Consider the following 13884-nt stretch of genomic DNA (forward strand, 5'->3'; position numbering starts at 1 on the left):
CTTTGCGCAATCGAAACGCCAGCAGCAGCCGCACACACCACCCCAAATCCTCCTACCATCACACCAGATCACTGTTCTGTACGCTACCTTCACTGTACTAATATTCGTGTGGTAGAGATTTGAGATTTTTCGCACTGAGCGCGGCGAACGTCAGAGCCGCAGGCTGCTGATTCGCTAAGCGAAGAAGAAAAATCGAAAAATCTCTGCGATAAAATGAGGTTATTAACGATTAATCACGCAGAGTTTGGGGGATTTCTCTACGAGCAATAAAAGAGGACTGAGGAAGCAACATTCTTTAAAGAAAGGCGAACACAATAATCGTCTTTAACAGCTAAAGCGACGAAGGACGGGAACTTGCGAGGAGAGAAATCCCCCAAAACTCGCGCCACACTAGAGAATTTCATTCTTTCACTCAGCGACCGGTATGCTGAATCGGCTTCCACTCGCTCTTTGAGAAAATAGCTTGGAACGCAATAGGCACGTACGAAAGCATAAAAATCGGGAAGCTAAGAGCGTACGCAAACAGCTCCTTATTCGTTGCACCAAGCTTATCGTGTTCAACTAAAATAGTGAGCGACACAAATATCATCATGCCTAAAACACTTGTAACAGTAGTTGTAATGAAGTTAATCATTGAATAGATTTGACTCATCCATGTTACAAATCCAAATGCAGCAAAAATAAACCCAAGTATTATTCTTGCAACAGCCAAAACCATAAATGGGAAAAGCATAAGCGTAAAATCAACCGACGAAAAATCTCTTTCGCGAATACCATGTCGAATAAGAGCTGCTCCATAGTAACGAAATACCTGCAAGAATCCCTTGCTCCAACGAAGACGCTGCCTCCAGCTCTGCCTAAACGACACAGGTTGTTCATCATACAACACTGCAGAACCGCAATATCCAACTTTGTCTCCGTGAAGAATAGCATCCATAGTAAATTCAAGATCCTCAGTAAGAAGATGGAATTTCCATCCGCTATTTCTGTGCATAATCTCACGCGAGAACATGAATCCAGTTCCACCAGCATGGCAACTCGAACCGAATAGCATTCGAGAGTTGTTAGTAAATCGCGATTCTCGAATAAACCAAAGTGCAGAGCCAGACGAAACCCAATTATCTGAAAGATTCACGGAATTACGATAGCTGGTTAAAATTTGATATCCTGCGTGGAAACCTTTATTCATTTCCTCAAAATAATGCGGATCAAGTTTATTGTCTGCATCGAAAACAAAGTACGCGTCATAAACTTTATCCGCACCAATTTTCATAATATGATCGAGAAGATAGCTGAGCGCATAACCTTTACCAATATGCTCTTTATCAAAACGTTCAATTACGTTGCATCCGCAATTGCGGCCAACTTGCGCAGTAGAATCAGTGCAATTATCTGCAACAAGCCAAATATCAATAAAATCTTGTCTATATGTTTGAGTTTGAATGCAATGAATAAGATTACCTATAACAGCTTCCTCATTGCGCGCAGAAATAAGCACAGCATAATGCTTATCCATTGGTGCTTCAGGAAAAACAATAGGCTTAGCGAATAAAGATGCAACAGCACAAACACCTTGATACACAACACCGCTTATGCCAATAAGTATTACTAGTACATCAAATATTGATAGAAGAATCATCGCTTCCATCCGCTCCGTGGATTATTTTTTACGTTACTTTTATTATTTTTTGTATTTTTTACTATTTTAGACTCGCCTACTTGCAATTTTGCTTTAGAAGAATCCTTATTTTCAGAATCTACTTTACGCTTTGCAATATCTTTATTTACGGCATCTAATATTTCGCGCGAAATTGGCATTGTTGCCAATACGTCAGTTTGATCAGAATCGTTAGAAGAAACTTTGCTACCATTCGCATCGTCAGAGTCTGACACATAAGCTTGCTTATACCAATATAGAATATCCTCGTTCAGAGAAATGCGAGAGCTTGTGCCTTTCATTACACGATGAACACTTTCACTCATTGGATTCATGAACTTACGGCCAATCGCTTCAACGCAACGAACAATAATAGAAGTATGATCAGGGTGAGGATCGTTCATAAGCGGAGAAGAAACTAAACTATATTGCTTCGTGCATACTCTAAAAATTGCTTGCAAACTTGCAGTCACAGGCAAAGCCAAAAATGCTCCAAGAGCACCAAATACAGCGCCCATTACAAGAACTGAAATAAAAGCTACTGCAGGATTCAGATCCATAGTCTTCTCGGAAATCTTCGGCGAAATAACCATGTTCTCAATTTGCTGATAAATCGTAATAAAAATTAATGTTGCAACAGCCGCACCAAAACCATTGGAACCCCATGCAACCAAGATAGGCAAAGCTCCACCCAAATAGCCACCAATTGTAGGCACAAACTGCGAAACAATTCCGCAGAATAAGGATAGCGGAAGCCAATACGGTATATTCATTACAATAAGAAAAATTGCGGTACCCACTGCGTTAATCGCTGCCAAAATAATTCGCGAAAATAAGAAGCTCGAAATCTGCTCTTGAACAACTGACCAAATAAATAGGAAACGACGCTGAGATTGCGGATTCATCCAACGGCACATGCTACGACGCATAGCCGGACCTGCTGCAGAAATGTAATACGTAACCATAATAATGGTAAGTAAATCAAGCAGAACAGTCATCAATCCCCATGTTGTGTTAAGTGCTTGGCCAGCAAAATCAACAACCCAAGATGTTTGCACATGCTTCAAAATTTCCATGCCAAGCTGCTCAATATTAGGCATTTTAAAACCGGTATAGTGAAGCACAAAATTTGCAAATTGATTGTATAAATCAGGCAAGCCCATAACCATTGAAACAACCTGCTGAGCAAATAAATTACCAAACAAAGCAAGTAGCAAGCTAATTACAACAAGCAAGCCCGTTAGCGTAAAGCCAGAAGCAACTCCTCGCCTCCAACCATGCTTAATTAACCGAACAACAAGCGGTTCCATTGCGAGCGCAATAAAAATAGAAATCACAACATCGAAAACAATGAATGAAATGCTATTCCAAGCGAACCATAGGAAGATAGACACAAAAGTAATAATTGCAACGTAAATAAGTGCACGACCTAGCCAATCTGGCGGCCTTCTGTCATCGCCTTTAGCTGGGAAAAGTGAAGCTAAATCTAGCTTATTTTCACTTTCCTTAATATGCTCATGCATCTTATATTCATGCATTTCTTGCTCTTGGTAATTCATAGGTACTATTGTAACTGCGCGAACTGATGAATGCGAATTAGCGGCATGTAATGGTAACTATTTTTGTAATACTTAATAGTTACGCTATTTATTACTATTTATTACAATTTTCTACTATTTCCTACTAAACGATTGCAATTATGCGCATCTACGCAACTACACGTAACATTATGTAACACAAACGTAACGAGATATTCGAGTCGCTGAAATCCAAAATGGCATTCATAGTCATAAACTCATTACTGGGTTTTTTAAGAAAGGAATGGTGACCATGACCACTTTGCAAACTAAAGAAGATGCCGCAGCCCTTATTGAAAAGGAAGGCATTGAGTACGTATCCGTACGATTTACTGATTTAATTGGCGTTCAGCAGCACTTTACTGTTCCTGCTGACGAGTTCTTACACAGCGCTTTCACTGATGGAATGGCGTTCGATGGTTCTTCAATGCAAGGCTTCCAGGCTATTAACGAATCAGATATGAAGCTTATTCCAGATGTTGACACTGCTTATATTGACCCATTCCGTAAGCATAAGACTCTGAATGTTGCTTTCTCTATTGTTGACCCTGTAACAGATGAGCCATATTCTAGGGATCCTCGTCAGGTCGCTATTAAAGCAGAATCCTATTTGAAATCAACTGGCATTGCTGACACTGCAAGCTTTGCCCCTGAAGCTGAGTTCTTCATCTTTGACAAGGTGCGTTTTGCTAACGACATGCAGCGCTCCTTCTATGAGGTTGATTCTAACGAAGCTCCTTGGAATTCTGGCATCGACACTGAAGATGACGGTAGCAACAATATTGGTTTTAAGAATCGCGTAAAGCACGGCTACTTCCCTGTGCCACCAGTAGATCACAATCAGGATTTGCGCGATGACATGGTTTACAACTTGCAAAAAGTTGGTTTGATTCTTGAGCGTTCTCACCACGAAGTCGGCGGCGCAGGTCAGCAGGAAATCAACTACCGTTACAATACGCTTGTTCATGCTGGCGATGATTTGATGAAATACAAGTATGTGGTTCATGAAACTGCTGCTTTAGCTGGTAAGGCTGCAACATTTATGCCAAAGCCAATTGCTGGAGATAACGGCACTGGCATGCACTGCCATCAGTCGCTTTGGAAAGATGGCAAGCCATTGTTCTATGCGGAGACTGGCTACGCTCAACTTTCTGATATTGCACGTTGGTACATTGGCGGCTTGATTAAGCACGCTTCTTCTGTGCTTGCATTTACGAATCCTTCGCTTAACTCTTACCATCGCTTGGTTCCAGGATACGAAGCTCCAGTCAACTTGGTTTACTCTGCTCGTAACCGTTCTGCAGCTATTCGTATCCCTCTTGCTGGTACAGAACCTGCTGCTAAGCGTATTGAGTTCCGTGCACCGGATCCTTCATGCAACCCATTCTTAGCATTCTCCGCTCAGCTTATGGCAGGTTTGGATGGTGTTATTAACCATATTGAGCCTCCTGCCCCTGTTGATAAAGATTTGTACGAGCTTCCTCCAGAGGAGCATGACGGCATTAAGCAAGTTCCTTCTTCGCTTGGTGAAGCTTTGCAATCTTTGGAAGAGGATCACGACTTCCTTATGCAAGGCGACGTATTTACTAGCGACTTGATTGAAACTTGGCTGAATTTGAAGCATGAGGAAATGGATATGGCTCGCTTGGCTCCAACTCCACTCGAGTATGAGCTTTACTTCCACATCTGATTTGTAGTTAAGTTATTCTAGCAATAAGCCGGCTCTACGATTTCGCAGAGTCGGCTTTTTGTTTTGCGCGACGACCTGCTTGAGCGCTTATTCCTCACGGCATAGCCGTTCGGCTGATTTGGCATGTGAAGCACACCGTGCTTCACAATTGAGCCAAATCACGCTTTGAAGGAGCTTGAAATCCTGTTGAGTTCAAGCTCCTTCAAAGCGCGCGCGAAAGCAACTCGGAGCGGAAACTCGCTCGCGTTGGAAGTCCAGTGGACTTCCAACGCGAGTTTCGTAAGCGAGCGCTTATAGCGCGAGCGCAATCTGCACGAGTGTCCCATAACGACAGTTTTCAGACACTAACGCAGTAAGCGCGCTGCACGAGTGTCCCAAAACAAGCGAAATCGGACACGCGCGCAGTAACTCAACTGCACTAGTGTCCCAAAATCACCAAACAGAGACACTCGCGCAGTAAGCGTACTGCACTAGTGTCCCAAAATCGCCTGTTTTGGCGCTCAAGCAGATTGTCGCGTTAGCTGTTTATTTTTCAGCACGTATTTTACATCAGCTTGAGAGGCGACCTTCGAATCATGAGTAACAACAATCACACATTTGCCATGCTCTCTAGCAGCATTTTTTAATATTGCAATAACTTCTTTAGTCGTTGCAGGGTCAAGACTTCCAGTAGGCTCATCAGCCAAAATTACCGGCGCAGAAGATACTAAAGCTCGTCCAATTGCAACACGCTGCTGTTGACCACCAGAAAGTTTAGTGACGTTACGATTTGCTTCTTCTTCAGTTAATCCAAGATCTATTAGCACTTGAACATCAGCATGTGAATTTACTAATCGCAAATTTTCTAATGGCGTCAAATAGTCAATAAGATTAAAATTCTGGAAAACAAGTGAAATATGTTTTTTGCGATGCTCAACATATCCCGTTTTTGCAATATTTTCACCGTTAAAAAGCACTTCGCCACTATACGGAGTATCTAATCCAGCTAAAAGCGAGAGCATAGTAGACTTTCCTGCTCCAGAAGCTCCCATAATACTGTACATTTTGCCAATTTCGAAATCTGCATTCACGTCATTTAGTACCGCAATATTTGCAGGTCCGTAAGTGTACTTCACATTTTTTAATTGCAATAAATCCGACATAATAAGCTCCTTATTTTTACATAATTTAAATATGATTTATAAGATTTGTTTCATTTATACGATTGCGCTGTTTGTGATTGTGTTTTTAGTAGAAAATTCACATACGCAACTATATTTCTGCTAACTCATAGCACTTAGTATTTGCCGAGGCTTCTTTATTAATATTGGCAGCACTGCAACAAGTAATGCGACTATTGAAATAAGCAAACCAATAACAAAAGCAGCAAGAGTTTGCAACAATGGCAATACTGGCATACCATCCGCAATAAATGACGAATCAGCACTATGCAAAATCGCAGACCCAATAACGCCAGAAAAAGCAGCACCGAAGCCTAGCGAAATGACGAATGACACAATGTTGAGTATCGTTATTTCAACAAGCAATTGACTAACTATTATTGCTCTAGATAATCCAATAGACATAAGTACGCCAATCTCGTGCATACGTCCTCTAACCCAGAACACTAATACAAGTCCAAGCACTAAAATACCAACAAAACTTAGTGCCACAAAAATCATTCGCACAAGTTGTTGCACAGAGTTAACCGAGCTTATTACATCAGACAATTGCGAAGCATTCTGCTCTACATCCGCCCACTTGCCAGCAATACTTTTAGTCTCCCGTATTGCACTAGCTAATAAATCAGAACGCTCGACAACACAGCGCAAAACACCTCGCTTAGAAGAGCCAGCCAAAGACAACGCCGAACTTAAGTCAGTAAATATGCGATTTTCTGAAGTATCCGAAGGAAGTGCTCCTTTAGTTTGCAATTTGCCGGCAAAAATGCCAACAACACGAACTTTTACATTAAACCCCTGCTTAAGAATTATAGTAGAACCAATATTAAGATTATTCTTCTTAGCAAAATCACGATGCACTATTGCTCTACCAGAAGAACGATTAGTAATATGCTCACCCTGCTCTAAACGGTATAATCCCTCTTGAAAACCCTGAGACAATCGAGAATCTGTTGTGCCAGTAATTCCAGCAGCATGAGCCAAAACATCATCGTCTAGTCTTGGACCCTGCGCAGGAAGCACAAGTTGCTTTCCAACAGGCACAGCTAAAACATCGCGCTCTTCCACTACAGTTTTTACGCCCGAAATCGCAGCAAATTTACGAATTTGACTAGAGTCAATTCCTTCATTCGCGCCCAAATCTTGTGGAATTGGAGAATTAGACGTAGCAACAGAATTAGAATTTGTATTACTTTGCTCTGGAAGAGTTTCACCTCGAGTTTTTGCTCGTACAGTAAAACCTAAACCAATACTGGATTGAATACGATCCCTAGCACCCTCAACAGAAGCACTGATACCAGCTTGTGAAACTAGCGCACTTAAAACAAGAGTCATAATCAGCACAATTATTGCGTTACGTCGAGGTTTGCGCAATATTGCAAGTTTCGCTCGAGCACATAAAGAAATTACTTCACCATTCATAATGTTACTCACTAACTTTTCAAATAACTTTCATACGACGAATTATGAAAACTATGCCGCCAAACAGCATAGTTCTACTTTTGCAATCCGAGGAGCTCACGAGGAGATTTGCATATAACTGGCAAATAAGACAACACAACTGCAATAACGATTACTGCACCAACAATTGTAGAAACTCCGATAAAACACTGAGCGTCTACTTGTACGCTAAGTGTTTCCAAAGTTTTTGTTGCCAAAGTTGATTCAAGATTTCCACCAGCTTGACCCATATTACTCAATTCACGAGCGGCTGATGATTGCACAGAGCCAAGAGCAACATTAGCCATCAACGGAGCTATAACTTTTGCAAAAAGGTAACCCACAATTAACGAAGGTATTGCAATAAGCACAATCTCAGCAAGATATTGACCAACTATAGATAATTTGCCAGTGCCAATTGCAACAAACACACCAATTTCATTACGTCGCTCATTCATCCACAGCAAAAGCACTAATGCCAAAGCAATAATAGCAAATGATACAACAGCAATTGTTGTAACAGTCATTATTGAGCGCACTCCCTTTGCTGCTTTCAACAAACCAGAAACGAACTGATCGTCACGAGTTAGTTGATAGTTTTGCAAATCAATAGGCAATTTGGCAGCTTGCGCCATAATATTATCCGCATCCTCACCGCGCTTTATTCTAAAACTTGCATCCTGATATATTTCTTTTCCAGGCTCATATTTGTATAATTCGCGAGTAGTTTGCAAATCCGTATACACGGTATTAGCTGTCAATTCCGCCCTAGTTGCGACTTGACGCTTATTTGCTCCGGCATAAATTCCAACAATACGAGTTTTTACTGTTGCTGTTGATTGTTGAATATTGTCAGCATCGTAAGGATTAGCGCGAAGCGTAAGAGTATCTCCTACATATAATCCGTTAGCTTTAGCGAGATCTTCATGAATCAGTGATGCATGAACGTTATTAGCAATAAGATGCTTGCCTTTAGACATAGTTATTGCTTTTGTTTTAAAAGTATTTAAACCAGTAGAGTCATTCGTCCCTTCAATATTAACGGCATTTCCAAACTGCTGCTCGCGCTTTTGATCATAATCCTGAACGCCTGGAATTCTTGCCGCTTTAGCATTAACTAAATCCGCTGTTACATTTTGTCGAACAACGTAGGAAGCAATTCCATTTAATTTTGCAATTGCCTGTACATCTTTAGGTTTTACAGTTCCAGCTCCTCTAGGAGTTCCAGGGTTTATTTGAGGGTTATTTGCGAGCACAAAACTAGACTCTGCTTGCGCTTCAACTTTTTCTCCTTCTCTACCTGCAGCACTTGAAACTGCAGAAGTAGAAAATAACAATGTCGAAATAAGAAATACAATAATGAAAACTATCGCTGTTTTTATTCGTTTCCTCAGAATGTAGCGTATTGCACGAGAGATAAACGTCATCGACTACCTTTCTTCATTGAAAAATAACTTTATATAGTATGCGAACATACGATATGCCAGTATAGCATATACGCACTTATAATCGACATACGAAAAGCCGACCCTACGATTTTGCGGGGTCGGCTTTTTGTTACTAACACAGCATTCAGGCAGGTCGGAGTGCTGCACGAGTGTCCAAAGCGGCAACGAGTTTTATTTAATACTTATCCTTAGTAATATTGTTCTTGATATGTATTGTTCTCAAACTTAATATTTACGTCGTTGCCTTTGATTTTAAATGATCTGTTGATGTAGAATCTGCTTACAGAATTACCATCATGCCATTCGTCTTCGTTACTAGCCTGACGACGGAACTCTACAGTTTCTTCAAATCCTTCTGTAGAGAAACTTCCACTTTCTGGATCAATGGATGTAAGTTTAGGATATCCGTTAACACTTCTCTTAACATCTGAATATGAATAGTCGTAGGATGTAAAGAATCCTAAGTTCTTCTTACGCAAGGAGGTGCCAAAAACACAAATCTTTGCAGGGACTGCTGATCCATTTGATGCACTAATGCACTGCTTAATTTGCTTTTTAACAGCACTGGTAATTTTCTTCTCTAGCTTCTTGCTAGCACGTTAACTTTGATTTTTTAATCCTGTTTGGAATATCTAAATACATAATGTTTACACGAGGATACAGCTTATATGACTTAAATATAAGCCACTCAGTTTTAGGATAAGAGACTTGAAGCGACATTTTATTCTCTTTCCCATTAATTCTGTAGGAGACTACACTGGAATCAAAGCTAATGTTGGTAATTACTGGATTTTCAATATGATTTTTAGCTTTGCTGCCAACTTCATTAGTCAAAAGGATGCGAGAACCTTCTTGAATATCGTTAGGAGACCAGTCAACAAGTTTGCTTGCTTCTGTAAAGTTTCCGCTTTCCAGAGCGTTCACGTATTGTTTAATTGTAGCTTCTGGAGAATAAACATAGTTCTGAATTGCATAATATGCAGTACCAAGAGCTACCACTAAAACTCCAATTATGATAAGGATGATTTTATTCTTTTTGCTCATCTTTACTGAAGCTATATCAGAGTTATTTGAGAAATTCGCATTATTTACGTTATTTACGTTATTTGGCAAAACGGTGTTATTAGTTTGCGTCTGATACGTATTTACAGCAAACTGCTGCGCTTGAGATTCATGCTGATTAAATTGCGCCACTGGCTGCTGTGTATTATCCTCTACTTTTGCGCCACAATTTGAGCACTACGTTGAGACACTATCTATAGGGCTTCCACATTGAGTGCAATTCATATTAACTCCTAATATTTCACAAAAGTGCTTAGCATATTATTCATACGCTAAGCACTTTTGAAATAAAATTTTTCCAAGTTATTTTTATTTTTAAGTTATTTTGCTAAACTGACGCAAATTTTACGAAAAACACTCTATTAAAAAGCTTTTATAGAATTATTTAATTAGATTAGCAAAATTCTTTTAGTGCAATAAAGCTCCGTATATTGCGGAAGAAATAGCACTTGTTACGATTCCCATAGTGACGCAGAATACGATAATAAGAATTATCGCAGCTACTAACACGTAAATAACCCACAACCATTCGCGATCTATCTTACGCGTGCATTCAGCGTGAGATACGAAGGAGAATGGAAGAAGCAATGTCAAGAATCCTGCAAAGATTTGCAAGAACACAGACGGAGTCGAAAGAGTAAGAATGCCAAGCAATGCTGCGCAAATCTGAATTGTTACAATCGGAACCATCTTCTGAGCGAACTGAACATGCAACTGGCTGGCAGACATTGGGTCACCAAACATCTTTGCACCAATCAAAGCCACAACGAATGTCATGTAAACGCTAATCATTGCTGCGAAGAAAGCGGCAATGAATACGGAAATAGGCACGGAAACTCGTGGAGCAGAAATAGAACGCTCCCACATTGACGAAAGTAAGTTAGTGCCAACCTTAGTAAAAGAGTTGAAAATGTTGGCACCAGATTGAACCGTGGAATAAGTTTGGATTGCAGATACAAGAGCACTAATTACAAACACAAGCACAGCGTACAAGCTAGATACATGGTAACTCTGAGAAGGCTTCTTAATTGCGCTAAGAAGCCAATGGAAGAAGTCCACCATCTGTTCAGAATTAATCTGATTCATTGGCTGAGTATAGTGAGGAGCACCTTGCATTGCTGGAGCCTGCTGCATCATCGGTTGAGCCGGTTGAGTTGGGTGAGTCATTTGCGGATTCTGCTGAACAAACATTGGCTGAGCTGGCTGCTGGTACGCAGGTTGCATTGGCTGAGTTGGCTGCGGTTGAGCCGGTTGAGACGCAAACTGCTGAGCCGGCTGAGAATTTGCAAACATAGGCTGAGCCATATGAACAGGCTGCTGCTGCATTGGTTGAGCCATTGGCTGAGCCTGAGACACAGGTTGTACAGGCTGAGCTACTGGTTGAGCGGATTCAACATTATTACCGCAACCCTTACAGAACTTTGCGGAATCGTTGTTTGCTGTACCGCATTGAGAACAAACCTTCATTTGTCTCTCCTTTATTCAATGTAGTAAATACTCGCGTTCAAGTAGTAAATTACAAAAACACACATGAGTATTCTATTACTACTATTGAAATGCACAAAACGACACTGCAATAATTTTTAAAACTTTAAAATCATATTGCAAAACCGAGAGTGCGAGCAGCAGCTACAGGAACTGCTTCATCTGCCCAATAATCTTCAAGATTTTCGTCGGTAGAAAGTGAACGCATTTCCGCACGATCAATATAAAGTTCGCCGCGAAGATGATCAGTTTCGTGCTGGAAAATACGCGCAGGCCAACCATGCAAACGCTCGGAATGTTGTTTGCCGTCCTCATCCTGCCAAGTAGCCTGAATATCAAGCCAACGCTGACGTACAGCCTGATAGCCGGAAACACTTAAGCAACCTTCATAAAAACTACGAGTTTGCGTACCAATAGGCTCATAATGAGGATTAATAATAGCTCTAAACGGAAGCTCTGCAATGTCACGAGGATCATCCTCATCGTCACGAACATGATCTTCAATAACAGCAATCGCAAGACCTAAACCAATCTGTGGAGCAGCCAAACCTACGCCTGGAGCCTCCAGCATTGTGCTGTGCATAAGAGAAATAAGTTTTGTGAGAGTAGCACGTGTAAGCTGGCCGTCATATGCCACAGTGCGCTGGCGAAGAACAGGCTCACCTGCTTGCACAATCGGCAAAATGCCGTCTTCTGTAGCGGAATCAAGCAAGCGCTCAACAGCGCGACTGAGCTTAGTATCAACACTTGCGTGATGCGTAAACATAGGACTCCTTTTCACCGTTTTAAGTAACGCGCACAGTAACGCGAAAACATACAAAATCTACATGCTGCGAGCAGAATTTGAAAGCCGCACTAAAGATATAAGTGTATCAAAATTATTTGCGCACTGCTAGAGCCGACTGAAATGTAAGCAAATAGCAGGCGCAAAAAATAAGTAAGCTTATAGCTTCAGATTATCGACCACAACTTGAGCAAGACGAGCACAAACCTCATCTGCCTGAGTTTGAGTTGCAGCCTCGCACATAACGCGCACAAGCGGCTCTGTGCCACTAGGACGCAAAAGCACGCGACCTGTATCTCTAAGAAGCTTCGATTCTTTCTCAACAGCTGCAAGCACAGCTGCGTTAGTTTTCGAAGCCATTTTATCTACATTTGGCACATTTACAAGAGCTTGCGGAAGCTGCGGGAAGTCTGCAGCCATTTGCGAAAGTTTCTTGCCTGAACGAACAACTTCACGGCACAAAGTCAAAGCAGTAAGCGTACCGTCACCGGTTGTTGCAAATTCGCGATTAATAACGTGACCAGACTGCTCGCCGCCGAGTGAATAATCATGCTTAAGCATTTCTTCAAGAACGTAGCGATCGCCGACGTTTGTTTGCACTGTTGAAATGCCCATATCTTTGAGCGCAAGCTTTAAGCCAAGATTACTCATTACAGTTACAACGAGCGTATCGTGATTCAGCTTACCTTCAGCCTGCTTTGCGCGAGCAAGAATACCCATAATTTGATCGCCATTAACCATATTGCCGTTCTCGTCAACAGCTAAGCAGCGGTCGGCGTCACCGTCAAAAGCCACGCCTAAATCAGCCTTAGAAGCTTTAACCATGGCTTGCAGCTGCTCAGGATGAGTCGAGCCTGCGTGATCGTTAATATTGTAGCCGTCAGGAGAAGCGTTAATTACGATTACTTCCGCACCAGCGCGACGAAGAGCTTCAGGAGCAACAACAGAAGTAGCACCATTCGCGCAATCTGCTACAACACGCAAGCCTGCAAGAGGCTTTGGACGCGTAGTAGAACCATTGCTTAAAGGCGCAACAGCAGAAACTAAATGATCAATATACAAGTTAGTAGCTGTAGTAGTATCATGGCTGACTCGACCTACACCAGCACCAGTTGGACGCTCCCAATCTTGACCAAGCACAGTCTCAATCTCATCTTCCTTGCTATCTGGAAGCTTAAAACCTCCGCGCGCAAAGAATTTAATACCGTTATCTGGCATAGGATTATGCGACGCAGAAATAACAGCACCCATTTCAACGTTAAGCACGGAAGTGAGGAAAGCAACGCCAGGAGTTGGGATAATTCCAGCATCAATAACATCAAAACCGCCAGCACTCATGCCAGCAGCGAGAGCAGAAGCTAGAAAATCACCAGAAACACGCGTATCTCTGCCAATAAGCGCGCGACGGCGAGCGTGAGAGGAAGTCTCGCTTTCATTAGAGCTAGATGCAACCGGCGCGTGCTTATCCCCTAAAACGCGCACTGCAGCATCACCCAAATCTAACGCAAGTTGCGCTGTTAAATCTCGGTTCGCCAATCCACGCACACCGTCAGTACCAAACATTCTTGGCATAATAAAGCC

Annotated in this window: 11 protein-coding genes; 1 reads left to right on the forward strand and 10 read right to left on the reverse strand. The window is 41.7% G+C overall.

Annotated features, from left to right (window positions below; translation table 11 throughout):
- Positions 1-412 precede the first annotated feature (412 nt).
- Positions 413-1639: a glycosyltransferase family 2 protein gene (locus HXT37_RS05850; RefSeq protein WP_033888470.1), complete on the reverse strand. Its 1227-nt coding sequence runs from the start codon at positions 1637-1639 to the stop codon at positions 413-415.
- Complete coding sequence (locus tag HXT37_RS05855; protein ID WP_102703225.1) at positions 1636-3216, reverse strand: AI-2E family transporter; 1581 nt, start codon at positions 3214-3216, stop codon at positions 1636-1638. Before HXT37_RS05855 ends, HXT37_RS05850 begins: the two co-directional genes overlap by 4 nt.
- Before the next feature lie 271 nt (positions 3217-3487).
- Here HXT37_RS05855 and glnA point away from each other — a divergent pair, with 271 nt between their 5' ends.
- Complete coding sequence (gene glnA / locus HXT37_RS05860) at positions 3488-4924, forward strand: type I glutamate--ammonia ligase (RefSeq protein WP_004109385.1); 1437 nt, start codon at positions 3488-3490, stop codon at positions 4922-4924.
- Between the two features lie 500 nt (positions 4925-5424).
- Here glnA and HXT37_RS05865 read toward each other — a convergent pair whose 3' ends face one another.
- From HXT37_RS05865 to glmM, 8 genes are all read right to left on the reverse strand, one after another.
- Positions 5425-6066 carry an ABC transporter ATP-binding protein gene (locus HXT37_RS05865; RefSeq protein WP_004109384.1) on the reverse strand — a complete coding sequence of 214 codons (642 nt, stop codon included), beginning with the start codon at positions 6064-6066 and terminating at the stop codon, positions 5425-5427.
- 120 nt (positions 6067-6186) lie between these two features.
- Complete coding sequence (locus HXT37_RS05870) at positions 6187-7506, reverse strand: ABC transporter permease (protein ID WP_004109382.1); 1320 nt, start codon at positions 7504-7506, stop codon at positions 6187-6189.
- A 74-nt stretch (positions 7507-7580) separates the two neighbouring features.
- Positions 7581-8951 (reverse strand): ABC transporter permease, encoded by a 1371-nt coding sequence (locus HXT37_RS05875; RefSeq protein ID WP_421779430.1) that lies wholly within the window; start codon positions 8949-8951, stop codon positions 7581-7583.
- Positions 8952-9160: 209 nt separating this feature from the next.
- Positions 9161-9451 (reverse strand): hypothetical protein, encoded by a 291-nt coding sequence (locus tag HXT37_RS05880; RefSeq protein WP_004109367.1) that lies wholly within the window; start codon positions 9449-9451, stop codon positions 9161-9163.
- 112 nt (positions 9452-9563) lie between these two features.
- Positions 9564-10166 (reverse strand): hypothetical protein, encoded by a 603-nt coding sequence (locus HXT37_RS05885; RefSeq protein ID WP_285089289.1) that lies wholly within the window; start codon positions 10164-10166, stop codon positions 9564-9566.
- 276 nt (positions 10167-10442) lie between these two features.
- A complete protein-coding gene (locus HXT37_RS05890; RefSeq protein ID WP_119504515.1) occupies positions 10443-11501 on the reverse strand; it encodes a DUF6574 domain-containing protein in 1059 nt (352 codons plus the stop codon).
- A gap of 130 nt (positions 11502-11631) precedes the next feature.
- Positions 11632-12285 carry a peptide deformylase gene (locus HXT37_RS05895; RefSeq protein WP_004107289.1) on the reverse strand — a complete coding sequence of 218 codons (654 nt, stop codon included), beginning with the start codon at positions 12283-12285 and terminating at the stop codon, positions 11632-11634.
- Positions 12286-12462: 177 nt separating this feature from the next.
- Positions 12463-13875, reverse strand: a complete 1413-nt coding sequence (gene glmM, locus HXT37_RS05900; RefSeq protein ID WP_012914425.1) for a phosphoglucosamine mutase — start codon at positions 13873-13875, stop codon at positions 12463-12465.
- Positions 13876-13884: the final 9 nt, after the last annotated feature.

Origin of the sequence: Gardnerella sp. DNF01151 (genome assembly GCF_049244235.1) — a bacterium.
GTDB classification, from domain to species: Bacteria; Actinomycetota; Actinomycetes; order Actinomycetales; family Bifidobacteriaceae; genus Bifidobacterium; species Bifidobacterium swidsinskii.